26 protein-coding genes are annotated in these 24223 nt (G+C 72.7%); 12 read left to right on the top strand and 14 right to left on the bottom strand.

Features of this window, described 5'->3' with window-relative positions; translation table 11 throughout:
• Positions 1–296: 296 nt before the first annotated feature.
• A complete protein-coding gene (locus TR48_RS18330) occupies positions 297–686 on the bottom strand; it encodes a hypothetical protein (protein WP_236652204.1) in 390 nt (129 codons plus the stop codon).
• On the bottom strand, positions 683–904 hold the full coding sequence (locus tag TR48_RS18325) for a toxin-antitoxin system HicB family antitoxin (protein WP_042368526.1): 222 nt from the start codon (positions 902–904) through the stop codon (positions 683–685). The genes TR48_RS18330 and TR48_RS18325 overlap by 4 nt, the downstream gene beginning before the upstream one ends.
• A gap of 64 nt (positions 905–968) precedes the next feature.
• Between TR48_RS18325 and TR48_RS18320 the strand changes: the two genes are divergently transcribed.
• On the top strand, positions 969–1709 hold the full coding sequence (locus TR48_RS18320; RefSeq protein WP_042368524.1) for an SDR family NAD(P)-dependent oxidoreductase: 741 nt from the start codon (positions 969–971) through the stop codon (positions 1707–1709).
• On the opposite strand, the gene TR48_RS18315 is transcribed toward TR48_RS18320, so the two are convergent.
• From TR48_RS18315 to TR48_RS18300, 4 genes are all read right to left on the bottom strand, one after another.
• Entirely contained in the window at positions 1667–2746 is a 1080-nt protein-coding gene (locus tag TR48_RS18315; RefSeq protein ID WP_042368522.1) for an aminotransferase class V-fold PLP-dependent enzyme, read from the bottom strand. The genes TR48_RS18320 and TR48_RS18315 overlap by 43 nt on opposite strands.
• Before the next feature lie 230 nt (positions 2747–2976).
• Positions 2977–4074 (bottom strand): threonine aldolase family protein, encoded by a 1098-nt coding sequence (locus TR48_RS18310; protein WP_042368520.1) that lies wholly within the window; start codon positions 4072–4074, stop codon positions 2977–2979.
• Complete coding sequence (locus tag TR48_RS18305; RefSeq protein WP_268873583.1) at positions 4056–4796, bottom strand: SDR family NAD(P)-dependent oxidoreductase; 741 nt, start codon at positions 4794–4796, stop codon at positions 4056–4058. The genes TR48_RS18310 and TR48_RS18305 overlap by 19 nt, the downstream gene beginning before the upstream one ends.
• Positions 4793–6202: a DUF6421 family protein gene (locus TR48_RS18300; RefSeq protein WP_042368518.1), complete on the bottom strand. Its 1410-nt coding sequence runs from the start codon at positions 6200–6202 to the stop codon at positions 4793–4795. Before TR48_RS18300 ends, TR48_RS18305 begins: the two co-directional genes overlap by 4 nt.
• Positions 6203–6431: 229 nt before the next feature.
• Between TR48_RS18300 and TR48_RS18295 the strand changes: the two genes are divergently transcribed.
• The 4 genes from TR48_RS18295 to TR48_RS18280 all read left to right on the top strand — a co-directional run bounded on the left by TR48_RS18295 (position 6432) and on the right by TR48_RS18280 (position 9730).
• Positions 6432–7334, top strand: coding sequence for an ABC transporter substrate-binding protein (locus tag TR48_RS18295; RefSeq protein WP_042368515.1), 903 nt, complete (start codon positions 6432–6434; stop codon positions 7332–7334).
• Positions 7335–7393: 59 nt separating this feature from the next.
• Complete coding sequence (locus TR48_RS18290) at positions 7394–8251, top strand: amino acid ABC transporter permease (protein ID WP_042368602.1); 858 nt, start codon at positions 7394–7396, stop codon at positions 8249–8251.
• Positions 8248–9003, top strand: a complete 756-nt coding sequence (locus TR48_RS18285) for an amino acid ABC transporter ATP-binding protein (RefSeq protein WP_042368513.1) — start codon at positions 8248–8250, stop codon at positions 9001–9003. The genes TR48_RS18290 and TR48_RS18285 overlap by 4 nt, the downstream gene beginning before the upstream one ends.
• Positions 9004–9133: 130 nt before the next feature.
• Entirely contained in the window at positions 9134–9730 is a 597-nt protein-coding gene (locus tag TR48_RS18280) for a 3'-5' exonuclease (protein WP_042368510.1), read from the top strand.
• 118 nt (positions 9731–9848) lie between these two features.
• On the opposite strand, the gene TR48_RS18275 is transcribed toward TR48_RS18280, so the two are convergent.
• Positions 9849–10574: a polysaccharide deacetylase family protein gene (locus TR48_RS18275; protein WP_042368508.1), complete on the bottom strand. Its 726-nt coding sequence runs from the start codon at positions 10572–10574 to the stop codon at positions 9849–9851.
• A complete protein-coding gene (locus TR48_RS18270) occupies positions 10571–11773 on the bottom strand; it encodes an MGDG synthase family glycosyltransferase (protein ID WP_052442762.1) in 1203 nt (400 codons plus the stop codon). Before TR48_RS18270 ends, TR48_RS18275 begins: the two co-directional genes overlap by 4 nt.
• Before the next feature lie 372 nt (positions 11774–12145).
• On the opposite strand from TR48_RS18270, the gene TR48_RS18265 reads away from it, so the two are divergent.
• The 5 genes from TR48_RS18265 (at position 12146) to TR48_RS18245 (ending at position 16821) form a co-directional block, all read left to right on the top strand.
• Positions 12146–12751 (top strand): DUF5134 domain-containing protein, encoded by a 606-nt coding sequence (locus TR48_RS18265; RefSeq protein ID WP_042368506.1) that lies wholly within the window; start codon positions 12146–12148, stop codon positions 12749–12751.
• Positions 12752–12893: 142 nt separating this feature from the next.
• Positions 12894–13835, top strand: coding sequence for a M56 family metallopeptidase (locus TR48_RS18260; RefSeq protein ID WP_042368504.1), 942 nt, complete (start codon positions 12894–12896; stop codon positions 13833–13835).
• A gap of 93 nt (positions 13836–13928) precedes the next feature.
• Positions 13929–14756, top strand: a complete 828-nt coding sequence (locus TR48_RS18255) for an oxidoreductase (RefSeq protein WP_042368502.1) — start codon at positions 13929–13931, stop codon at positions 14754–14756.
• 156 nt (positions 14757–14912) lie between these two features.
• A complete protein-coding gene (locus TR48_RS18250) occupies positions 14913–15818 on the top strand; it encodes a DMT family transporter (RefSeq protein ID WP_042368500.1) in 906 nt (301 codons plus the stop codon).
• Between the two features lie 400 nt (positions 15819–16218).
• Positions 16219–16821, top strand: a complete 603-nt coding sequence (locus TR48_RS18245) for a TetR/AcrR family transcriptional regulator (protein ID WP_052442761.1) — start codon at positions 16219–16221, stop codon at positions 16819–16821.
• Between the two features lie 34 nt (positions 16822–16855).
• On the opposite strand, the gene TR48_RS18240 is transcribed toward TR48_RS18245, so the two are convergent.
• Complete coding sequence (locus TR48_RS18240; protein ID WP_063771007.1) at positions 16856–17719, bottom strand: Sco1979 family transcriptional regulator; 864 nt, start codon at positions 17717–17719, stop codon at positions 16856–16858.
• A 236-nt stretch (positions 17720–17955) separates the two neighbouring features.
• Between TR48_RS18240 and TR48_RS18235 the strand changes: the two genes are divergently transcribed.
• Positions 17956–18585 (top strand): ATP-binding protein, encoded by a 630-nt coding sequence (locus tag TR48_RS18235; protein ID WP_439654477.1) that lies wholly within the window; start codon positions 17956–17958, stop codon positions 18583–18585.
• A 120-nt stretch (positions 18586–18705) separates the two neighbouring features.
• On the opposite strand, the gene TR48_RS18230 is transcribed toward TR48_RS18235, so the two are convergent.
• Entirely contained in the window at positions 18706–18942 is a 237-nt protein-coding gene (locus TR48_RS18230) for a DUF397 domain-containing protein (RefSeq protein ID WP_042368491.1), read from the bottom strand.
• Between the two features lie 385 nt (positions 18943–19327).
• Between TR48_RS18230 and TR48_RS18225 the strand changes: the two genes are divergently transcribed.
• Positions 19328–20173 carry a sirohydrochlorin chelatase gene (locus TR48_RS18225; protein ID WP_042368490.1) on the top strand — a complete coding sequence of 282 codons (846 nt, stop codon included), beginning with the start codon at positions 19328–19330 and terminating at the stop codon, positions 20171–20173.
• Here TR48_RS18225 and TR48_RS38980 read toward each other — a convergent pair.
• From TR48_RS38980 to TR48_RS18205, 4 genes are read right to left on the bottom strand one after another with little or no spacing between them, the layout of a single operon-like run.
• Positions 20134–20880 carry a hypothetical protein gene (locus TR48_RS38980; RefSeq protein WP_052442760.1) on the bottom strand — a complete coding sequence of 249 codons (747 nt, stop codon included), beginning with the start codon at positions 20878–20880 and terminating at the stop codon, positions 20134–20136. The two genes, TR48_RS18225 and TR48_RS38980, sit on opposite strands and share 40 nt — an antisense overlap.
• Positions 20877–21902, bottom strand: a complete 1026-nt coding sequence (locus tag TR48_RS18215; RefSeq protein ID WP_084729533.1) for a LacI family DNA-binding transcriptional regulator — start codon at positions 21900–21902, stop codon at positions 20877–20879. Before TR48_RS18215 ends, TR48_RS38980 begins: the two co-directional genes overlap by 4 nt.
• A gap of 11 nt (positions 21903–21913) precedes the next feature.
• Positions 21914–23131, bottom strand: a complete 1218-nt coding sequence (locus tag TR48_RS18210; RefSeq protein ID WP_042368488.1) for an MFS transporter — start codon at positions 23129–23131, stop codon at positions 21914–21916.
• The gene (locus TR48_RS18205) at positions 23131–24222 is read right to left on the bottom strand and encodes a LacI family DNA-binding transcriptional regulator (protein ID WP_084729532.1); all 1092 of its coding nucleotides are present in this window, start codon (positions 24220–24222) and stop codon (positions 23131–23133) included. The genes TR48_RS18210 and TR48_RS18205 overlap by 1 nt, the downstream gene beginning before the upstream one ends.
• Position 24223: the final 1 nt, after the last annotated feature.

The raw sequence follows: 24223 nt of genomic DNA, 5'->3' as shown, positions 1-24223 counted from the left end.
CGCCTTCCTCGACCAGAAGCACATCCGCAAGCTGTACGCCCGCCACGAGGAGGATCCGAGGAACCCGGGTCGGATCCTCGTGCACTTCCGCTAGGCGCCCCGCGGATCCGCCGGACGGTCAGACCGTCAGGACGAGCTTGCCCTGGACCCGGCCGGCGTCCAGCGGCGCGTGCGCGTCCCCGGCGTCCGCGAGCGGGCCGCACCGCGCGCATGACCACGCTGCGCCCCCGGTCGATTCGGTGAAGTGTCGCCCCGGGGTCAGCGGGGCGAGCCGTCCGCCGGTCCTCGGTCGGTCCTCAGTCGGTCAGCTTGCGCAGCGCCTCGGCCGTCGCGAAGACGTCGTTGCGCCCCTCCTTGGCGTGCTCGACGAGATCCGCGAGCGCGAAGCTGTTCGGCAGCGGCTTGACGCCCGCCATCGCCAGGTAGGAGCGGGTCAGGGTGGCCGCGTAGAACTCGTTCATCGGCGAGTCGAGCGGCGGGCACACCGAGAGCGTGTGCAGCAACGCGGCGGCGCGCCAGTGGACGTCGCGCGGAGGCTCGTCGGCGATGAGGATGACGTCGCTGGCGTGCCGGGCGATCGCCGCGCTGATCGCGGACGGATCCCACACCGTCGGGTCGGACGGCAGGTGATGCGCCAGCACGTTCCAGGCCCACGCCTCGTCGGCCTTCACCCCGTCCACCTTCACGCGGACTTCTTCCCGCCGAACCGCTCCTGGAAGTACGCCCAGTTCTCCGGGTTGTTGAACTCGGCCGCCGCCTCAAGGAACCGCTGCCGGTCCGGGTCGAGCTCGCGTCGCGCGGCCGCGGTGACCAGGGCCGTGATCGTCGTCCCCTCGGCCGCCGCCCGCGCCGCCAGCCGGGCGTGGAACTCCTCGTCCACCCGGATGGTGATGTGCTTCGACATGATGGGTACCGTACAGCAGCCGTGCTGTACGGCAGCAGAGTCATCGGGAACTCTGGGGGAAGTCTTGACCGACGCGAGGGTCACCGTCATCACCGGGGCCGGCCGGGGCATCGGGGCCGCGGTCGCACTGCGCCTGGCCCGGGAGGGCCACGACCTGGTCCTCGGTTACCGGGCGGACAGGGACGCGGCCGAGGACGTCGCCGCGCGGGTGCGCGCCGAGGGCCGCCGCTGCGTCACGGTGCAGGCGGACACGACCCACCAGGGCGACGTGGAGCGGCTGTTCGCCGCCGCCGGGGAGGCCGGTCTCGGCCCGGTGACCGGTCTGGTCAACAACGCGGGCGTGCCCGGGCCCTACGGGCCGCTGGCCGAGGCCGACCCGGAGGGCCTCCGCCGCTCCGTGGACGTGAACGTGACCGGGTACCTGCTGTGCGCCCGCGAGGCCGTGCGGGCCATGACCGCGTCCGGCGCCCAGGGGGCCATCGTCAACATCTCCTCCGGCGCGGCCACGCTCGGCAGCCCCGGCGAGTACGTCCACTACGCCGCCGCGAAGGCCGCCGTGGACGCGATGACGGTCGGGCTGGCCAAGGAGCTCGGCCCGCTGGGCGTCCGCGTCAACTGCGTGGCCCCGGGCACGGTGTGGACGGACTTCCACCCCGACCCGGAGCGCCCGGCCAAGCGGGCCCCGAACATCCCGCTCGGCCGCTGCGCGCAGCCGGAGGAGATCGCCGGCGCCGTCGCCTGGTTCTTCTCCCCCGACGCGAGTTACGCCACCGGCGCGGTGCTGCGGGTGGCCGGCGGCATGTAGCCGAGCAGCCGATCCACCTCCGCCTCGGTGTTGTAGAGGTGGAACGCGATCCGCAGACCGCCCGCCCGCGCGCTGACCTTGACGCCCTCCTCGGACAGCTTCGGGGCGACGTCGCCCAGCCCGGAGACGGAGACGATCGCGGAGTCCGCCTCCACCGGCCGGTGCCCGAGCGCCCGCAGGCCCTCGCGGCAGCGGGCGGCCAGCGTCCGGTCGTGGGCGCCGATCAGCGCCGGGGTCAGCTCCTCGATCAGCGCGAGCGACCGCGCGGCCCCGATGAACGGCAGCCAGGCCGGTCCGTGGTCGAACCGCCGCGCGGACCGGGCGAGCTCGACCCGGTCGTAGCAGGCCGCCCACGGGTCCTCGCCCGCGTACCAGCCCGGCGCGATCGGCCGCAGGCCCGGCATCGCCTCCTCGGCGACGGCCAGGAAGGCGACACCGCGCGGCGTGAGCAGCCACTTGTACCCGCCGCACACGAGGTAGTCCGCGTCGGCCGCGTGCGGCGCGAGCGGCAGCCAGCCCGCCGCCTGCGTGGCGTCGAGCAGCAGCCGCGCGCCGACTCTGCGGGTCGCCTCCCGCACCGCGCCGAGGTCGACGAGCCGCCCGTCCGCGGACTGCACGACGCTCACCGCGACGAGCGCGGTCCCCTCGGTGACGGCCTCCGCCAGCCGCTCCAGCGGCGCGACGCGCACCCGCAGCCCCGGCCGGTGCTGGAACGGGGCGGTGACGGACGTGAACTCGCCTGCGGCGACCAGCACTTCCGCGCCGTCCGGCAGGGCCGCGGCGACGACGCCGACGTGCTCCGCGGTCGTGGCCCCGATGGCCACCTGCCGCTCGTCCACCCCGGCGATCCGCGCGAAGGCGCGCCGCGCCTCGTTCACGGGCCGGTCGTACCCCACGACATCCGCCTGCCCGGCCGCCTGCGCGGCGACCGCCTCGGCGAGCGCCGCGACGGTCCTCGCGGGCGGCAGGCCCATGCCGGCGGTATTGAGATACACGGTCTCGGGCGCGAACTCCCGAGCGACGAGGTCAAGGTCCATCCCGCCATCGTCCCCGCCCCGCCCCCTCCGCACCACGGCCAATCCCCTTGCCGTGGCCCCAAGCCGCACTTGTGCAACCCGGAAACGCCCAGGGGCGCGAGGCTCCGCCGCCTGCGCGCGAGCGACCGCCCTGTGCGGACGGCCCTCCTCGTGCGGCGACTCACCACACTGGGTGGCTTGTCGCGCAGTTCCTCGCGCCCCTGAGGTAGGGCAGCTACCTGCGGGAGCGGCTAGCGGACCATTTCCTCGCGGATCGCGGAGGCGAAGGCGTCGATGTCCGCCTCCGTGGTGTCGAAGCTGCACATCCAGCGGACCTCGCCGGTGTGCTCGTTCCAGAAGTAGAAGCGGAACCGCTTCTGCAGCCGCTCGCTCACCTCACGCGGGAGGAGCGCGAAGACCGCGTTGGCCTGGACCGGACGGACCACGGTGACGCCGTCGATCGACGCGACGGCCTTCTCCAGACGCTTGGCCATCGCGTTGGCGTGCGACGCGTTCCGCAGCCACAGGTCGCCGGCCAGCAGCGCCTCGAACTGAACCGAGATGAAGCGCATCTTGGAGGCCAGCTGCATCGAGGTCTTGCGCAGGAACGTGATGTTCCTGACCGCGTCCGGGTTGAGCACGACCACGCACTCGCCCAGCATCAGGCCGTTCTTCGTGCCGCCGAAGCTCAGCACGTCCACGCCCGCGTCGGTGGTGAACGCGCGGAACGGCAGGCCCAGCGTCGCCGCGGCGTTCGCCAGGCGGGAGCCGTCGACGTGGACGAGCATGCCCAGCTGGTGGGCGTGGTCGCAGATCGCGCGGATCTCGTCGGGGGTGTAGCAGGTGCCGAGCTCGGTGGACTGGGTGATCGAGACCGCGAGCGGCTGCGCCCGGTGCTCGTCGCCGAAGCCCCAGGCCTGCTGGTCGATCAGCTCGGGGGTGAGCTTGCCGTCCGGGGTGACCACGGTGAGCAGCTTGATGCCGCCCATCTTCTCGGGCGCGCCGCCCTCGTCCACGTTGATGTGGGCGGTCGCGGCGGTGACGACCGCGCCCCAGCGCGGCAGCAGCGCCTGGAGGGCGGTGACGTTGGCGCCGGTGCCGTTGAAGACGGGGTAGGCCTGGGCCCGCTCGCCGAAGTGGGCCTTGAAGAGGTCCTGCAGGTGGGCGGTGTAGTCGTCCTCGCCGTAGGAGATCTGGTGGCCGTCGTTGGCCACGGCCAGGGCCGCCAGGACCTCCGGGTGGATGCCGGCGTAGTTGTCGCTGGCGAACCCGCGCACGGAGGGGTCGTGGCGGCGCTTGGCCGCGGTCTGGGTGTCGGTCACGGCGTCGTTCACTGGGGCGTCAGCCACAGGTGCGTTCCATTCACTTCGTCGGCGGGGCGGGCCCACAGGGAGACGATCTGCTCGGCGAGGTCGGCCGTCTCGGTGAACCCGGCGAACTTGGCGTTCGGCTTCTCCGCGCGCATCTCCGGGGAGACGAGCGCCTTGACCACCAGGATGGCAGCCGCGGCCGAGGTCTCCTTCAGCGAGTCGGCCATCGCCAGCGTCCAGGCCTCAGCGGCGGCCTTGGCCGTGGCGTAGGCGGCGTTGCCGCCGGTCGGCTTGTGCGCGCCGGCCGCGGAGATGATCGCGAAGCGGGCGTCGTCGCTGCGCTGCAGCGCCTCGAGGAAGCCGAGGCTGGTGTGCTGGAGGGTCCGCACGAGCATGTCGTGCAGGAAGTCCCAGTCGGCCAGGTCGGTGTCGGCGAAGGTCTTGCTGCCGCGCCAGCCGCCGACCAGGTGCACCAGGCCGTCGACGCGGCCGAGCTCGGCCTCGATGTGGTCGGCCCAGTCGCGGGCGGCCTGCGGGTCCAGCAGGTCGACGACCTGGCCGACGACGATCGCGCCGGGGACGGCGCGGCGCACCGAGTCCATCAGCTCGTCGAGGCGGCGGGCATCGATGTCGCCGCAGGCGACGGTCGCGCCGGCCTGGGCCAGGCGCAGCACGGCCGCCCGCCCGGCCATGCCGGTCGCACCGGCGACCGCGACGACGCGGCCCTTCAGGTCGGCCTTCGAAAGGTTCTCGGTACTCACGCTGCGTTCTCCAGGGCGGTCGTGCCGGTGATGCCGGTGGTGGAGGCGATGACGCCGGACAGCTTCTTGGACAGCGCCTCGAAGAACATGCTGAGGGGGAACTCGTCCGGAAGCACGGCGTCGCACAGCGCCTTGTTCAGCGCCTTGGCGTCGCTGTGCTCGGCGAAGGGCAGCGCGTCGGCGCCCTTGGCCCAGGTGGACGCGGGGTGCGGGGTCAGGTACCGGGAGACCAGCTCGTAGGCGGCCAGCCAGTGGGCCGTCTTGGGACGGTCGATGCCGTCGCGGTAGAGCTGCTCGATCTCGGCGCACAGGGCGTTGGTGACCTGCGGGGCGCGCTGCCAGTCGATGTGCAGCTTGTTGTCGGTCCAGCGCAGCGCGTCGTGCTTGTGCAGGTACGCGAAGAGCAGCTGGCCGCCGAGGCCGTCGTAGTTGCGGACGCGGCCGCCGGAGACGGGGAAGCGGAACATCCGGTCGAAGAGGACCGCGTACTGGACGTTGCGGCCCTGCTCGTGGCCCTCGGCCTCCAGCTCGACGGCGGCCTTGAAGGCCGTCAGGTCACAGCGGAGCTCCTCCAGCCCGTACATCCAGAAGGGGCTGCGCTGCTTGATCATGAAGGGGTCGAACGGCAGGTCGCCGTGGCTGTGGGTGCGGTCGTGGACCAGGTCCCACAGGACGAAGGTCTCCTGGGCGAGCTGCTGGTCGGAGAGGAGCGCGGCGGCGTCGTCCGGGATCGCCAGGCCGAGGGTCTTCACGGCGGCGGTGGAGACGGCGCGGAAGCGGGCGGCCTCGCGGTCGCAGAAGATGCCGCCCCAGGTGAAACGTTCCGGCACCTCGCGCACCGACACGGTCTCCGGGAAGAGCACGGCGGAGTTGGTGTCGTAACCGGCCGTGAAGTCCACGAAGGTGATCGGCACGAACATCGGGTTGTCGTAGCGGGTGCGCTCGAGCTCGCTCAGCCACTCGGGCCACACGACATGCAGCAGCACCGCCTCGAGGTTGCGGTCCGGGTTGCCGTTCTGGGTGTACATCGGGAAGACGACCAGGTGGGCGAGGCCGTCCACACGCTGCTCTGCGGGCTGGAAGGCCAGCAGCGAGTCGAGGAAGTCAGGGGTGGCGTAGCCGGAGGCGGCCCAGCGCATCAGGTCCAGCACGACGGCGTCGAGGTACGCCTTGTCGTGCGGGAACAGCGGGGCCAGCTCACCGATCGCCTCGGTGATCACCGACAGCTGCGCGTCGGCCTCCTCCTTGGTGGACGCGCCACGGGAGTTGAGGTCGATCGAGCCGTCCTTGGACTGCAGCGGACGGAGCGCCTCGACCGCGGCCTTGAGGCGGAGCCAGGCCGGGTGCCCGGCGAGATCCGCAGTGGATTTGTCTGCCGTGGGGAGCGTCGACGAGAGATTTTCCATGAGGACCCTGCCTGAACGAAAGAAACTGTGGTGCTGCCACCGTATATACAGAAGGTTCTGTTGTTCAAGAGGGGACTGCAACCGCTGGAGTGGCGATAGTCACCGCCGGTCACCGTCAGCGACATTCGTCCGGGATATGAGACGGCCTCGGATCCGGAGCAGCCGCTTCACTCTCCTGTGACAACCGGTCGGTAGGCTGCCGCCACTTGTCGTCCACCCGGGAGTCACCGTGAACGCCCTGCTCAAGACCTCTCGCCTGCTCAGCGCCGCCGCCGGCGCGGCCGTCCTGGTGCTCGCCTCCGGCTGTGCGCCCCAGTCGAGCAGCAACGCGAGCGGCTCTCCCTCGGGCGCCTCCGGCTCCGCCGCCACCTGCACCAAGGGGGCGCTGCCCACGCTGACCTCGGGCAGGCTCACCGTCGGCACCGACGACCCGGCCTACGACCCCTGGTTCGACAACAACAAGCCCTCCGACGGCAAGGGCTTCGAGTCCGCGGTCGCCTACGCCGTCGCCAAGCGGCTCGGCTACGACACCTCGAAGGTGACCTGGGTCGTGGCGCCGTTCAACAGCGTCGTCGCCCCCGGGCAGAAGAAGTTCGACTTCGACGTCAACGAGGTCTCGATCACCGACGAGCGCCGCAACGCCGTGGACTTCTCCTCCGGCTACTACGACGTGCGCCAGGCCGTGATCACGCTCAAGGACTCCACGTACGCGGGCGCCACCACCGTCGCCGGGCTCAAGGGCGCGAAGATCGGCGCCCAGGTCGGCACCACCGGCCTCACCGTCGTGCAGAAGGTGGTCCGGCCGAGCACCCAGCCCGCCGTCTTCGACACCACCGACGAGGCCAGCGCCGCGCTGAAGAACCACCAGGTCGACGCGATCGTGGTGGACCTGCCGACCGCCTTCTACATCACCTCCGCCCAGGTCACCGACGCCAGGATCGTCGGCCAGTTCCCCTCCGGCGCGGCCACGTCCGACGGCAGGCCGGAGCAGTTCGGCCTGGTGCTGGGCAAGGGCAGCACGCTGACCTCCTGCGTCTCCCGGGCCGTCGACGCGCTCCAGGCCGACGGCACCCTCGACCAGCTGGCCAAGCAGTGGCTGCCGGCCGCCGACTCCGCGCCCGTCCTGAAGTGAGCGCGTCTGAGGTGAGCGGAGCCGAGGTGAGCGGAGCCGAGGTGAGCGCCGACCCCGTCATGGGGCGCGCGCCGTACCAGCCGTCCGAGCGGCGGCTGGCCCGCGAGGCCTACCGCCGCTCGCGGACCCGGCGCTCCGCGCTGATCGCCGCCGCCAGCACCCTGGCGGTGGCGACCGTGCTCTTCATCGTCGTCACCGGCTCCCCCGGCTGGCCGGTGACGCAGAAGACCTTCCTCAGCCCCCACTACGCCCGGGCGGCACTCTCCCCCGTGCTGCACGGCTTCGTGCTCAACCTGGAGCTGCTCGCGGTCTGCGGGCCGACCATCCTGGTCCTCGGCCTGGTGATCGCGGCTGCCCGGACCCTGCGCGGGCCCGTCTTCCTGCCGGTGCGGCTGCTCGCCACGGCGTACGTGGACTTCTTCCGCGGCTTTCCGCTGATCATCCTGCTGCTGCTGATCGTCTTCGGCGTTCCGGCACTGCAGCTCCAGGGGGTCACCAACGACCCGATCATCCTGGGCGGGACCGCGCTGGTGATCAACTATTCGGCGTACGTCGCGGAGGTCTACCGCGCCGGCATCGAGTCGGTCCACCCGAGCCAGCGGGCCGCCGCCCGCTCGCTGGGCCTGACCTACACCCAGACCATGCGCTTCGTGGTCCTGCCGCAGGCCATCCGCCGCGTCGTCCCGGCACTGGTCAACGACATGGCCTCGCTGCAGAAGGACACCGGACTCGTCTACATCGGCGGCGCGATCGACGCCGTCGCCGCCGCGCACATCATGGTCGCGGGCAGCTTCAACTACACGCCGCTGGTCGTCGCCGGTCTCGGCTTCGTGATCCTCACCATCCCGATGACCCGCTACGCCGACTGGCTGACGAGGCGAATGGACCGGCGGCGCGCCCAGGGAGGCATCGTATGACCGCGACCGATCCGGTCCTGCGCTTCGAGTCGGTCCGAAAGGCCTTCGGCGAGCAGGTCGTCCTGGACGACGTCAGTCTGGAGGTGCCCGAACACAGCGTCACCGTGCTGATCGGCGCCTCCGGTTCGGGCAAGTCCACGCTGCTGCGCTGCGCCAACCTGCTGGAGGAGATCGACGACGGCGCGATCTGGCTCGACGGCGAGGACGTCACCGACCCGCGCGTCGACGCGGACGCGGTCCGGCGCCGGATCGGCGTGGTCTTCCAGGCCTACAACCTCTTCCCGCACCTGAACGTGCTGGACAACATCACGCTCGGCCCGCGCCGGGTCCACGGCGTCCGGCGGGCCGAGGCCGAGCGGCGGGCGACAGAGCTGCTGGACCGGCTCGGGCTCGCCGCCAAGGCGAGGGAGTACCCCGATCGGCTCTCCGGCGGCCAGCAGCAGCGCGTGGCGCTGGTCCGCGCGATCGTCTCGGAGCCGCGCGTGCTGCTGCTCGACGAGATCACCGCGGCGCTGGACCCGGAGCTGGTCACCGAGGTCCTCTCCGTCGTCCGCGACCTCAAGGAGCAGGGCCGCACCATGGTGCTGGCCACCCACGAGATGGCCTTCGCACGCGATGTCGCCGACCAGGTCTGCTTCCTGGCCGACGGGGTCATCCTGGAGCGGGGCACCTCGGCGCAGGTCTTCGGCGATCCGCAGCACGAGCGCACGCGGCGGTTCCTGAGCCGGCTCAGCGACGCCGGACGGCTCTGATCCGCAGGGTGGTGGGGGACACTGACCACGGTGGGGAACGTGTGGGGGCGCGAGCGTCCTCATCTGGCGCCTGTTCCCGCGCGCGAAAAACGACCGGCGCATCGCCCGCTGAGCGGCTACCGTCCCCCGTATGAACGAGGGCTCGGAGCTGCTGAACGTCGTCGACGTCGAGGCGACCTGCTGGGACGGCGAGCCGCCGCCGGGCCAGGTCAACGAGATCATCGAGATCGGCCTCACCGTCGTCGACCTCGCCCGCGGCGAACGGCTGGCCAAGCACCGCCTGCTGGTGCGACCGGAGCGGTCGCGGGTGAGCGCGTTCTGCACCGAACTGACCGGGCTGACACAGGACGAGGTCGACGACGGGCTCTCCTTCGCGGAGGCCTGCCGGTGGCTGGCCAAGGAGCAGGCGGCCGGGGCGCGGCCGTGGGCGAGCTGGGGCGACTACGACCGTCACCAGTTCACCCGCCAGTGCGAGGCGACGGGCGCCGCGTATCCGTTCGGCTCACGGCACACGAACGCCAAGGCGGTCTTCACCGAGGCCAACGGCCTGCGCAAGCGCCCGGGCATGGCGCAGGCCCTGGCCCTCGCCGGCCTCCCCCTGGAAGGCCGCCACCACTCCGGCGCGGACGACGCCTGGAACATCGCCGCACTGATCCTGACGGACGGAACGCTTCAGAAAGTCCGCTCAGTTGCGCTCCCCCAGGGGCGCGAGGAACTGCGCGAGTAACCACCCTGCGCGGATGGCCCTGCGCGTTCGGTGCTCGACCTGGTGAGTGGCCTGTCGCGCAGTTCCTCGCGCCCCTGGACGGGGCAACGTCCGGGGGCAACGTCCGAAGGACCGAAGGTCAGATCCCGTGCTCGCCGACCGGGCCGACGGACCAGCCCTGCTCCTCGCAGTGGTCCAGCAGGCGCGGGAGCGCGGCGAGGGTGGCGGTCCAGGAGGCGGGGGCTGAGGTGCAGTCCGAGTCGTGCAGGAGGATCGTGCCGCCACCGCGAAGGTTGCGGGTGACCGTCTGGTACACGGACGTGCCCGTCGCGCCGGCGCGCCAGTCCGCGCCCCAGGAGGTCCACAGGATCGGCGTCATGCCGAGGCTACGGGCGCTGGTCAGCGCGGCCGTGGTGGCGATGCCGTACGGCGGGCGGTACCAGCGGGGGGCGACACCCGTCGCCTCCGCGACGAGATCGCGGGCGCGGGTGAGGTCGTCCCGGGTGGCGCGCGGCGTGCGGACCACCATCGGACGGTGCAGGTAGCCGTGGACGGCGATCTCGTGACCGGCCGCGACGATCTCCTTGCCGAGGCCGGGGTCGCGTTCCAGCATGAAACCGAGCAGGAAGAACGTGGCCTTGACGTCGCGCTTCTCCAGCAGCCGCAGGAACCGCGGGGTGGAGATCGGGTCGGGGCCGTCGTCGAAGCTCAGCGCGATGTGGCTCTCCAGGCCCTGGCCGGCGTAGTGCGGGAAGAGCTTGGTGCGCAGCGGCTCCAGCGGCTGGATCGAGGTGAGCGCCGGCGCGGCGTGGGCCAGGGCCAGACCGCCGGCGATCCCAGCGGCCGTCTTGACGACGCGGTTCATCGCGCGTTCTCCATCTCCATCGAGTCCATCGCCTCCATCGCCGGGCCCAGCGGGACCACCACGCCGGGCGCCGACGCGACCAGGTGACCGAGACCGGCGGTCTCCAGCAGCAGGGCCACCGGGTCGACGCCCCAGGGGGCGGGGACCGCGGACGCGGAGCGCACGGCCCGGTCCAGCAGCGGGGCCAGTTCGGCGTGGGTGCGCGCCCAGGGGGCGACACCGGCCTTGTCGAGCGCGGCCGCGTTGGTCAGGCCGTGGCCGGGGATGGAGCGGTAGGTGACCACGGGGATGCCGGAGGCGACGGCCTCCAACACGGTGATGCCACCCGCGTTCTGGACCAGCACGTCGGCGGCGTGCATCAGGCTCGGCATGTCGTCGACCCAGCCCAGCGCGGTGACCCCGGCGGCCTCCAGGCGCTTGCGCAGGGCCTCGTTGCGGCCGCAGACCACGACGCAGGTGAAGCGCGAGTCGGCCGCCTCGACGTCGGCGACGGTGTGTTCCAGCTCACCCGCGCCCCAGGAGCCGCCGACGAGCAGGGCGATCTTCGCGTCGTGCGACAGGCCCCAGCGCCGGCGCGCGGCGGCCCGGGACGCCTTGCTGACCGGGCGGAACCGGCGGTCGACCAGGGGCGTGACGACCTTCACGTCCTGGCAGTCGATCTGCTCGGCCTGCTCAGCGGGGACGTTGTGCACGGCCACGTGCGAGTCAACGTGCGGTGAGGCCCACAGGCGGTGCACCGAGAAGTCGGTCAGGTAGGTGTGCACCCGCTGGCTCACCTTGCCGTTCTTGCGCAGCCGGCCGAGGACCTGGCTGGCGAGCGGGTAGGTGGAGACGACGATCGCGGTGTCGTCCTTCACGGCCCGGCGCATGGCCCGGCCGGCCAGCCAGGTGAACAGGGCCGCCTGGCCGCTCATCATCCGGGGGTTGTCCAGGCCGCCGTAGAGCAGCTTCCAGGTCCAGGGAGCCCGTTCGAGCATGGTGTGGTAGGTGCCCACGAAGAGCTTGCCGCTGCCGCCGGGCAGCAGGTCGAGGAAGTCGTGGCGGTCGACGTTGAGGCCGGCCTCGAGGAGGCGGACCTCCAGCTCCTTTGCCACCGCGTCGTGTCCCGCTCCCACGCTCGCCGAGACGATCACGGCACGCGGGGTGCCACGCCCGGGTGCGGTACGGCGCTGCAGCGGAAGTCGGATCAGTCGGCCCATGGTGTCGGCGGTCCCCGGTCGTTTCGGTGGCGCGTCGACGCGGCGTCGGCCCCGATGGTGGCGGCGGCGCTGCGGCGACACAAGCGGACGGTTCCACGCTATTGACCGCAACCGCGCCGCAAGAGCGCCCCCAGGATGAACTACCGACCCCTCATCCGTAGTCGCGTCGGGTACGCGCAGGCCTCACATACTCCATATGGAGTATGTGGCGTCTCGGGGTCGGCCCTGAGAAGGAGGCGAGTGGCGCGGAACGTCCGCTTTCTGCGCCCTTGCGCCCCCGGAGCGCCCTGTCGCGTTCCCGTGACACCGCGTCACAGTGACGGCGTCGTTACTGCCGCGCGCTGGAGCGTGACGGGGAGAACGGGGGCGCGCATGGGCGGTGCCGAGGTGATCGCGTGGCTGCTGGTGCTGCTCTGCGGAGGCGCCGGGGCCTACTGCGCCGTCCGGCTCTGCGTGCGGCGCACCGCGCCGCCCGCGCACCGGGCCGCGGACGCCACCGAGGCGGTGATGGGCCTGGGCATGGCCGCGATGGCGGCCGGTCTGGCCACCCCTACGGGTGTGGGGGTGGCCGTCTACGGGTCGGCGGCCCTCGCCTCGCTCGTGCTCGGCGCGCTCGCCGCGGGGCACCGCGCCCATCACGCCTACCACCTCGTCGGGCACGGCGCGATGGTCTACATGACGGTCGTGACGGCCGCCGCGCCGCACGGCACGGCGAGCGCGAGCGGGACGGCGGGGATGTCAGGCATGGCCGGGATGGCGGGAATGGCCGGGGCGCCCGCACGCGGGGTGCCGCTGCTGACGGGTGCGCTCCTGGTGGCCTGCGTCGCCGTGTCCGTGACGGCCGGCCTGCGGCTGATCGCTCCGGCGGGCGGACCGGCGGGCGGGCCCGCGCGGTCGCTCTGGCGCGCACCCGCGCTGCCCGATGCCTGCCGGGTCGTCATGGGGCTGTCCATGGCCACCATGCTGGCTCTGATGTGACCTGGTCGGCGGGCCTTTCGCCGCTCGAATCGTGTCCTGCGTCACTCTTGCGCAAAGCGATTCCGCTGTGCCGGGCCAGGGCATAGGTTGAGGCCGGACGCACCTATGCGTGCGTCCTGTCCTGCCTTGAGGAGCCGCAGCGGTGGGAGCAGCCTTGCCCGGACTCGTCGCGCTCGGCGCGGTGCTGGCCCTGCTCGGCCCGCGCGCACTGGCGCGCGCCCGCTGGACGGTCCGGGAGCCCGTGGTCGCCCTGTGGGCGTGGCAGTGCACCGTCGTCGCCGTCCTGCTGTGCTGCGCCTGCGCGCTGGTCCTCGCGGTCGCGGCCGCCTGGCCCGACGTCAGGTCGCTGGTCTTCGCGGGTGCGCCGGCCGGCGTGGAGGCGGCGTACGGCTTCCCCTCGGCCCGGCCCTGGGCGATCGCCGCGGCCTTCGTCTTCGCACTCGGCGCCGTCCGCACAGCGCTCGCGCTCGCCTACGAGCTCGCGGGTGCCCGCGCCGTCCGCCGCCGGCAGCGCCGTCAGCTGGCCCGGCAGGCGCCGGACCTCCACCCCGAGCTGCGACCGAGCGCGAGCGCCGAACCGTCCGAGCAGCTGGTCGTGCTGGAGAGCCAGGAGCCCCGCGCCTGGGCGCTGCCGGGCCCGGTGCCGCGCATGGTCGTCACGACGGGCGCGCTGCAGCGCCTCAGCGACCGCGAGCTCGCCGCGCTGCTCGCCCACGAGCGCGGGCATGTCCGGGCCCGCCACCACTGGCTGCTGAGCGCGGCCGAGGCGCTGGCCGCGGGCTTCCCCGCGGTGCGGCTGTTCGCCCAGTTCCGCGACGAGGTGGGCCGGCTGGTCGAGCTCGCCGCGGACGACTCCGCGGCCCGCCGCCACGGCCGGCTGGCCACGGCGATCGCGCTGGTCGAGCTCAATCCCGAGAGCACCTGCACGCACCCGCTGGCGCAGATACCCACCCGCGTCGACCGCCTGCTGGCGAGCGCGCCCCGGCTCCCGGCCTGGCGACGCCTCGCCCTCACCCTGACGGCGCTGGCGCTGCCGCTGGCCCCCGTCCTGCTGTCCCTCACCCCGGGCCTGACGGCCCTGTAGCCGCGCGTCGGCTTCGATCTCCCCGTTCCCGGGACACCCGCGCTCTCGTTCGGGCACGATCGACGAGGAGCGTCGGCTGCGTGAGGAGTGGGGATGGACAGGGTCTGGCTGATCACCGGGGCCAACAGCGGTTTCGGGCGCGCCTTCGCCGAGGCGGCGCTCGGCGCGGGTGACACCGTGGTGGCCACGGCGCGGCGTCCGGAGGCGCTGGCGGATCTTCTCGCCGCGCATCCCGGTCGCGTCGAGGCGCTGCGGCTGGACGTCACCGACCGTGGCGCCGCGGCGTCCGTGGTGGACGAGGTGGCGGCCCGTCACGGGCGGATCGACGTGCTGGTCAACAACGCCGGCCGCACCCATGTGGGCGCGGCCGAGGAGACCACGGACGAGGAGCTGCGCGATCTCTTCGAGCTCCACTTCTTCGGCCCCGCGGAGCTGGTCCGCGCCGTGCTCCCGCACATGCGCGCGCGCCGCTCCGGGGCGATCGTCCAGCTGAGCAGCATGGGCGGCCAGATGTCCCTCGCGGGCTTCTCCGCGTACAGCGCGACCAAGTTCGCCCTGGAGGGCTTCTCCGAGGCGCTGGCGGCCGAGGTGGCGCCACTGGGCGTCAAGGTCCTCGTCGTCGAGCCGGGCGCGTTCCGCACAGGTCTGTTCGGCAACGCCTCCATGAGCGCCGAGATCGACGACTACCGCGCCACGGTGGGCGCCACTCGCGCCGCGGTCAACGGCGGCTCGGGCACCCAGCCGGGCGATCCGGCGAAGGCCGCGGCAGCCGTCCTCGCCGCCCTGGACGCCCCCAGCACGCCGCTGCACCTGCCCCTGGGCGGCGACGCGGTGGACGCCGTCGTCACCCACCTGGACTCCGTCCGGGCGGAGATCGCCGCCTGGGAGAAGACGGCGCGGGCGACGGCCTTCGAGGCCTAGGGACAGCCGGGACGCGCGGGGAGGGTGCGGCCCGGCCGCGCGCCGCACCCTCCCCGTTCGCCTTCGGCGTCTCCGAGGCCATTCCCAGCAACGCGCGCTACGCTTCGGGCGAGGGGCCACTGCTGACGGCTCGTGACTCTCTGTGGGGGCTTCCCCGTGACGGTGTTTCTTCTCGGCGTAGGCGCGGCCTGTCTGCTCGGGCTGGGGTTCGTCCTGCAGCAGCACGCGGCCCAGCGCGCCCCGCGCGAGCAGTTGCTCTCCTACCGCCTGCTGCTCGGGCTGATGCGGTCACGCGAATGGCTGCTCGGGATCGTCCTGATGGTCTGCGGCCAGGTGCTCAGCGCGCTGGCGCTGAACGCCGGGCGGATCTCCCTTGTCGAGCCGCTGCTGGCGACGAACCTGCTGTTCGCGATGGCCCTCGCCCGGCGGATCACGCGGCAGACCCTGGGCGCCTCCGGTTGGGGCGGCGTCCTGCTGCTCGCGGCGGGGGTGACGGTGTTCATCCTCAGCGGCGCGCCGACCGGCGGCGGGACGGAGAAGGGCGCGCTGAGACACTGGCTGGTCTTCGGGATCGTCGCGGGCCTGGCCCTGCTCCTGGTGTCCCTGGCCAAGCGCCTGCCCCGGGTCCGGGAGGCGACCCTGCTCGCCCTCGCGGCGGGCCTGCTGTACGGCCTCCAGGACGCCCTGACGCGCACGGCGGGCCTGCGGCTGGACCACGGGGGCCTGGCGCTGCTGCTGCGCGGCTGGCAGCCGTACGCGGTCGTCCTGATCGGGATCGTCGGGCTGATCCTCGTCCAGAGCGCGTTCGAGTCCGCGCCGTTGAAGATGTCCCTGCCCGCGCTGACCGCGGCCCAGCCGCTGGCGGGCATCGCCTGCGGCGTCGGCTTCCTCGGCGACCGTCTCGTGCTCACCCCCGTGGCCCTCGCGGGCGAGGCCTTCGGCCTGGCCTGCATCGTCCTCGGCGTCGTCGTCATCGGCCGCCACCCGGCCCTCCCGGACGCCTGCCTGGAGGCGATGCGCCGCCAGGCCGCCGAGGAGCGGGAGATGACGGGCACGCGCTGACGGGCACGGCCCGACCGGCCCACGGCGACCGCCGCCGATCAGCGGCGTCGATCCGCCGGCCGGCTCAGGCCGGCGAGCCCGGGCGACCCGCCTGCTGTGCCTGCCGGTGCGGGTTCCTGCCGCGTCGCGCGAAGATGCCGACCAGCGGCCCGTCCTCGCGGACCCCGTCGCGGCCACCGACGACGTGACCACCGACGACGCGACCACCGACGACGTGGCCGACCGGGGTCAGCGGGAAGGCCGGCTCCTGCTCGTACGCGCTGCTCCGTGCGGGGCGTGGGAGGGCCGGCCGCGCGGGCCCCCGCGCCCGCGAACCGCCTGTGACCCGCGCGTATATTGACGCCAGGCCAATGAGCGCGGGAGCACCATGTCACCACGGCGGGCGGCAGTCAACGAAGTCATGCGGGCCCGGTCCCGCGAGCGCATCATGCAGGCGGCCGTGGAGCTCGTGGACCGGCGTGGCTTCAACAAGGTGACCCTCGGTGACATCGCCGAGCGGGCCGGCGTCGCGCGCGGCCTGGTGTCCTACTACTTCCCCGGCAAGCGCTTCCTGCTGCAGACGGCGATGCACCGGCACATGCACCTGACCCTGGCCGCCGCGCTGCGCCCGCTCGACGACCCGGCGACCCCGCACTTCTCGCAGGACCCGGACCTGTGGCTGGCCACCGCGATCGACGCGGTAACCGGCCTGGCCGTGGACCGGCCGACGCTGATGCGCGCGCACCTGTCGCTGATCCTGGCGCCGCTGGACGGCGTCTTCGTGCAGGACGAGGAGCAGCGGGAGCTGGGCCGGCTGCTTCAGGAGGTGCTGCGGCGACGCGGCTCCACCGACCCCGGCGCCGAGCACGCGGTGCTGCGCAGCGCGCTGATGGGCGCGTGCATCGGCATGCTGCTGCCGGGCGCGGAGGCGCCGCCGGAGCTGATCCGCGCCGACCTCTTCGCCCGGTACGGCCTTGACACCGCGCTGGGCCCCCGCGCGCCCCACGCGCCCGCCCGGGGCTGAGCCTCAGGCGGACCAGGTCGGCTCTCGGGTCTGCTCAGGCCTCCTTGAGCAGACCCGACAGCAGCTCGACCGTCTGCTCGGGGGTGAGGCTGTCGACGCTGAGCCGCTCCATCACCTGGATGTACGCGTCGACGTCGTCGCGCTTGTCGAGGTACAGCGCACTCGTGAGCTGCTCCAGGTAGACCACGTCGGGCAGGTCCTGCTCGGGGAAGCGCAGGATCGAGAACGCGCCCGTCTCGGCGGCGTGGCCGCCGAACCGGAACGGCATCACCTGCAGGACGATGTTGGGCAGTTCGGAGACCTCGATCAGGTGCTGGACCTGAGCCCGCATCACGTCCCGGCCGCCGATGGGGCGGCGCAGCGCCGCCTCGTCGATGACGGCCCACAGGCGCGGGCCGGTGCCCTCGGTGATCATGCGCTGACGGCGCATCCGGAGGTCGACGCGGTGCTCGATCTCCTCGCTCGCCATATGGGGCCGGTTGAGGCCCATGATGGAGCGCGCGTAGTCGGCGGTCTGCAGCAGGCCGGGGATGAACTGCACCTCGTAGGTGCGGATCAGCGCGGCGGACTCCTCGAGGCCGACGTAGGTCTGGAACCAGTTCGGCATGGCGTCGCTGAAGCTGTGCCACCAGCCGTTCTGGTTGGCCTCGCGTACCAGCGTGAGAAGTTGGCCCCGCTCGGACTCGTCGACACCGTACAGACTGAGCAGATCCACGACGTCCCGCTCCTTGAAGCTGACGCGCCCCAACTCCATGCGGCTGATCTTCGACTCGGAAGCCCTGATCGTGTAGCCGGCGTCCTCTCGGGAGATGCCCTTCGCCTCTCGCAGACGACGAAGCTGGGAGCCGAGGAGGATGCGGCGGACCATCGACCCGCCCCCCGGCTGAACCGTGGTCATTCCGTCGAACCTCCACCCGCTGGCTACAGGGGCCAGTCTGCCACTGTCCGGCACTGTCCGGGCGCGCATCGTGCCCGGTTGTTCACACGTAGGTCAAGATTGGCGCGAGGACATGCCCTGGCCATCGCGCTGTGCAATCACATGATGACACTCTGCACGGGAATCTGCACGTGCATCTGCAAGCAATGCGAATGCACGTGAATCCACTCTTGCATCTGACGTATGCGAAGAGGACCATGGTGCACGTGCACCTGCACGCCCCGAGGCAATCCGCCGAGAACGCCGAGATTCCGCCCCGCACGCCCACCGCGGACGGGGCCGCGCCCGCATGGGAGGAGCTCTTCATGGGCCTGAGCCCGGCGGTGGCAGCGGACCGTGAGTCGATCGTGAGCTGTGCGCTGGCACCGCGTCACGAGTCGGTCCGCACGGCACGCGAGTTCACCCGGCTGACGCTCAACCGATGGGAGCTCGGCGAGCTCTTCGACGACGTCGCCCTGGTGGCCAGCGAACTGGTGACGAACGCTCTGCGTTACGGCCTGCCCTCGGTGGTGCCCGAGCAACGCGGTTCCTGGCCGCGGCGCGGGATGACGAGCCCGATCGGCGACCGGATGGACGCCGCGGTCGACGCCGGCGCCGAACTCCCTTCCCCGCTGATCCGGTTGAGCCTGGTGCGCAACGATCCGCAGGTGGTCTGCGCGGTGAGCGACCCGAGCGAGCGCGGCCCGGTTCCGCGCGAGGCCGACTGGATAGCGGAGTCCGGCCGCGGGTTGCATCTGGTCGAGTCCTTCAGCCAGTCCTGGGGCTGGCACCCGATCGCGGTGGGCAAGGTCGTCTGGGCGGTCTTCGAACTCCGCGCCCGCGCCTGACGGCGCGGGCGGGACGACAGCGACGAGGGCGGCAGCCATGCAGCGCTTGAAGAGATAGCGGACGAAGAGAAGGCCCAGGAGCGCGCTCCCGGGCCTTCCTCATAGGTGCACCACAACGGCTCACTCGGCCAGGTGGTCGAACTCCCCGGCCTTGACCCCGTGGAGCAGGGCCACGATCTCCGCTTTGGTGTAGATCAGCGCCGGACCGTCGGGGAAGCGGGAGTTGCGCACCGCGACGTCCCCGTCGGCCAGCCGCGCCAGCTCGACGCAGTTGCCCTGCGAGTTGCTCATCCGAGCCTTCTGCCAGACCACTCCCTCAAGTTCCGTGGCGGCGATGCCGTTGTGGATGCGACGCATAGGTATCTCCCCGGATCGTGCGAGCGGTGCACCATGCAGCGGTCTCACTGCCGGTGATGATATCGCCTGTGCACGTGCACGTGCAGGTGCTTATGCGTGTGCACATGCGTTTACATGAGGTGACACATTCCTTTACAGCACAGGGAGTTGACCGCCCGAAACGGGCAAATCCGGGCGGACTGTTGTCGCTCTCGGCTACCGGTGCACTCCGGGGCGCCAAATTGGGCGCTCATGATCGACAGCATGGAACTCCCCCGTGACACACAGTCAGTAATCGTGTGTCGCTTCCATCTATGTGACGCTGCTCACGCCCACACGGTTCAAACGGCCGGTATAAGGCCACCCGCCTCCCTTCGGGCGAACGGATGACCTACGATCGTCCCCCATGAGCACTGCCGCGACTCCCAGCACGCCGCTGCCCGTCCGTACCCCCAGCGCCCCCGCCAAGGGGCGCCACCGCCGCCCCGAGCGCCCCGAGCTGCCCGAAGGCGCGCCCGGGCTGCTGCTCGCGGTCCCCGCACACCCCTCGACCGAGGCCCGGCAGCTGGCCGAGGAGATCGCCACGCTGATCCGGCTCGAGCAGCCGGGCATCGAGGTCTCCCCCGCGTACCTGACGGCGGGCGAGGAGGACGGCCCCTACACCTGCGTCGGCCTCACCGACGCGCTGACGGCCGCGGTGGAGGCCGGGACGACCCCGATCGTCGTCCCCCTGTCCCCCGGCCCCTCCACGGAGCTGGACGCCGTCCTGGCGGCGTTCGGGACCGTCACGCCGACGGACACCCTCGGCCCGCACCCGCTGCTCGCCGAGGCCGTCCATGTGCGGCTCAGCGAGGCCGGCCTCGCGCGCGCGGACCGCGCGCGCCTGTTCGCCATCAACACCTCCGCCGACGGCATCGTCCTGGCGGGCACGGGCGGCCCCGAGGCGCTGGAGCTGGCCGAGGTCACCGCGGTGCTGCTGGCCGCGCGCCTGGCCGTCCCGGTCGTCGCGGCCTCCCTCGACTCCGCGGAGTCCGTCGCGGCGGCGGTCACCCACCTGCGCGACACGGGCTGCACCCAGCCGGCCCTGGCCCCCTACCTCCTCGGCCCCGAGGTCTCCGCCGAGGCCGTCAAGGCCGTCGCCGAGGCCATCGACTGCGCGGCGGCCGAGCCGATCGGCGCCTACCCGGCCGTGGCCCGTCTCGCCCTCGGCCTCTACCTCCGCTCCCTCGGCATCGACGCCGAAGGCCTGTAAGGCCCAGCACCACTGACACGCCCCGCACCGACACAGGTGGTTGCAGCCCCGGCCCCTCCGGCCGTCTGCAACCACCTGTCGTTCAGCATGAGTTCCGCCATCCATCCGAGACGGCGAAAGCACGCGTAGGCCGCGGCGCGCTGCGGCTCCAGGCCCCAGCGCGCCGTCGTCCCGCGAAGCCGCGGCAGGACGCGCCACAGCAGAGCCGCCCGCCCGGCGTCGAGGGCACCGCCCGCGCCCAGGTAGCTGGAAACGCAGCCCGCAACCGTCGCGTCCAACTCGACCAGATCCGCCTTCTCCGCCGCCGGCACGGAAGGGAAGGGGCCCGCGTGGGGCGCCCACAGCCTCCCCACCTCGCCGAGCATCGCCGCGTGGCCCTCCGGCCCGGGCCAGCGGTACCCGCGATGCCTGAGCCACTGCGCCGCCGTGGGCGAGCGCCGATGCCGCCCGCGCTTCTCCTCGCGCCGTAGGACGGCGAACGCCGCTTCCTCGGCGAGCCACGCCGCGCTGCTGAGCTCCAGCCGCTCCAGCGCCCGCAGCAGCGCGTCCTGGTCCCTGCGCAGATCTCCCGCGGTCTCCAGAAAGGCCCAGGTCGCCCGGTAGCCCATCGGGCGGTAACAGGTCACCGCGCAGCGCAGGGCCGTGTGACGCCATGCCAGGGGCAGGCCGGGGTCGCGGACGCGGCGGGCGTCGGCGGAGAAGCTCACGCAGTGGGGTTGAGCGCGCCCGTGGAGCCGCGGACGACGAGTTCGGGTTGGAAGACGAACTCGCCGCGCTGGGCCGGGTTGCCGCCGATCTCCTCCAGGAGGACGTTGACCGCGGCGGCGCCCATCGCCTCGACGGGCTGGCGGATGGTGGTGAGCGGCGGGTCGGCGAAGGCGATCAGCGGGGAGTCGTCGAAGCCCACCACGGAGATGTCCTTCGGGACGGAGAGGCCGCGCGCACGCGCGCCGCGGATCGCGCCGAAGGCCATCAGGTCGCTGCCGCAGACGATCGCCGTGCAGCCCTTGTCCAGCAGCACGTTGGCCGCCGCCTGGCCGCCCTCGACGGTGAAGAGGGAGTGCTGGATGAGATCGCGGCTGCGCTCCTCCGAGAGGCCGAGGACCTCGCCGGTCGCGGCGACGAAGCCCTCCTCCTTCCGCAGGACCGGGACGAAGCGGGAGGGGCCGACGGCGAGGCCGACGCGCTCGTGGCCGAGCCCGGCCAGGTGCCGGACCGCCATCCACATCGCGGCGCGGTCGTCGGGGCTGATGAACGGCGCGGCGACCTTCTCGCTGTAGCCGTTGATCATCACGAAGGGCACGCCCTGGCCCTGCAGCCGGTCGTAGCGGGCCGTGTCGGCCGTCGTGTCGGCGTGCAGGCCGGAGACGAAGACGATGCCGGTGACGCCCCGTTCCACGAGCATCTCGACGAGCTCGTCCTCGGTCGAGCCGCCCGGCGTCTGCGTGCAGAGCACGGGCGTGTAGCCGTAGCGGGTCAGCACCTGCTCGATGACCTGGGCCAACGCGGGGAAGATGGGATTGCTCAGCTCGGGCGTGATCAACCCGATCAGCCCGGCGCTGCGCTGGCGCAGGCGCGTGGGGCGCTCGTAGCCGAGCACGTCGAGGGCGGCGAGGACCGACTGCCGGGTCGCCGCCGCCACTCCGGGCTTTCCGTTCAGCACACGGGAGACGGTGGCCTCACTGACCCCCGCCTGTGCCGCGATGTCCGCCAACCGCGCTGTGTTCACGGCACCGAAGCCTATTGCACGGACAACCGTTCGCCTGCTGTTTCGTCCAGGCAGGAGAGGACGGATCGGCGCGGGAGCCGGGCCGAGAGGGCCAGCGCGACGAGGGCGGCGACGGCCGGGACGTGGTAGCCGGTGCCGGCTGGGGTGTGGTCGACCAGCCAGCCGCCCGCCGCGGTGCCGCCCGAGATGCCGACCAGCAGACCGGTCGTGGTCCAGGTGAAGCCCTCCGTGAGGCGCTCGGCGGGGACGAGTTCGGCGACCAGGCCCATGCTCGTGGACATGGTCGGCGCCGTCGCGAAGCCCGCGACCAGCAGCATCGCCGCGACCTGCGCCAGCCCGCCGCACAGCGGCAGCGGAGCGAGCGTCACCGCCATCGCGGCCAGCGCCCAGCGCAGCCGGACGACCGCCCGGCCGCGCGGCTTCCACAGGCCCAGCAGGACGCCGGAGAGCGCCGAACCGAGCGCGTAGCAGGCCAGCACCGCGCCGGCCGCGGCCGTGTGACCGTGGGCCTGGGCGAAGCCGATCGTGGTGATCTCCATGGTGCCGAAGACCGCGCCGGTGGCCGTCAGCATCAGCACGAGCGCCGCGACGCCCGGCGCGCGCAGCACTCCGCGCCCCGACGCCGACGCCGCGTGCCCCGCCGGGGGCGGTTCGGTGCCGCGCCGGGTGGCCAGGGCGAGGACGCCGACCAGGGAGAGCAGACCGGCCGTCAGGTAGCCGGCCGGCGCGGACCAGCCCGTCGCGAGCGCGGTCGCGGCCAGCGGGCCGAGGACGAAGCAGAGCTCGTCGACGACGCCCTCGTAGGCGTAGGCGGTGTGCAGCACCGCCTCGTCGCCGCGGTGCAGGAACGCCCAGCGGGCGCGGGCCAGCGAGCCGGTGTTGGGCCCGAGGCCGCTGACCGCGCAGGCCAGCAGGTAGACCCAGGTCGGCGCGTGCAGTTCCAGCGCCGTGAGCACGCCGAGACCGCCCAGCGTGGCCACCACGACCGCCGGGACGGCCACGCGGGACTGGCCGTGGCGGTCCACCAGCCGGGCCTGCCAGGGCCCCGCGAGGGCGACGGTGACCAGGGCCGCCGCGCCGCCGAGCCCGGCCAGGCTGTAGGAGCCGTGCAGCGAGGTGACCAGCAGGGTCGCGGCCAGCGAGGCCATCCCCGAGGGGAACCGCGCCACGAGCACGGCCAGCGTGAAGCCGACCGCGCCGCGTGGCGCGAACAGGGCGCGGTAGGACATCAACGCCCGCCGGACGAGGGTCCGGCCCCCGTCGAGCCGCGCACGACGAGCTCGGGCTGGAAGACGAACTCCGCGCGGTGCGCGGGCGTTCCGCTGATCTCCTCCAGCAACGCGTCCACCGCCGCCTGGCCCATGGCCTCGACGGGCTTGCGGATGGTGGTGAGCGGCGGGTCGGCGAAGGCGATGAGCGGGGAGTCGTCGAAGCCCACCACCGAGACGTCGCCGGGGACTTCGAGGCCGCGCTGCCGGGCGGCGCGGATGACGCCGAAGGCCATCAGGTCGCTGCCGCAGACGATCGCGGTGCAGCCCTTGTCCAGCAGGCGCGTCCCGGCGGCGTGTCCGCCCTCGACCGTGAACAGCGAGTGCTGCACCAGGCCCTGCGCGGCCTCCGCCGAGAGGCCGAGCAGCTCCTGCGCGGCCTCGGTGAAGCCGCTGAGCTTCCGTGCCACGGGCACGAAGCGCGTCGGCCCGACGGCCAACCCGACCTTCTCGTGCCCGAGTTCGGCGAGGTGCCGGATCGCCATCCACATCGCGGCCCGGTCGTCGGGCGAGACGAAGGAGGCGTCGATGCGCTCGCTGAAGCCGTCGATCAGCACGAACGGCACGCCGCGCCCGGCGAGCCGGGCGTAGCGCTCGTGGTCGGCGCTGGTGTCGGCGTGCAGACCGGAGACGAAGACGATGCCGGTGACGCCGCGTTCGACGAGCAGCTCGACGAGCTCGTCCTCGGTCGAGCCGCCCGGCGTCTGCGTGCACAGCACGGGCGTGTACCCGTGCCGGGTCAGCACCTGCTCGATCACCTGGGCCAGCGCCGGGAAGATGGGGTTGCTGAGCTCCGGGATGATCAGCCCGATCAGTCCGGCGCTGCGCTGGCGCAGCTTGACCGGGCGGTCGTAGCCGAGCACGTCGAGGGCGGCCAGCACGGTCTGCCGGGTGGTGCCGGAGACGCCCGCCTTGCCGTTGAGCACGCGCGAGACGGTCGCCTCGCTCACCCCGGCCTGGACGGCGATGTCCGCCAGCCGGGCCGGCGCCTGCGGGAGGACCGGCTGGGCGGCGACCTGTGTCGGCCGGCCACCCTGTGCGGGAGGGGTCATC

The sequence above is a fragment of the Streptacidiphilus neutrinimicus genome (assembly GCF_000787815.1).
Lineage (GTDB): Bacteria > Actinomycetota > Actinomycetes > Streptomycetales > Streptomycetaceae > Streptacidiphilus > Streptacidiphilus neutrinimicus.
The sequence above is the reverse complement of the archived record's forward strand: the minus strand, read 5'-3'. Positions and strand labels throughout refer to the sequence as shown.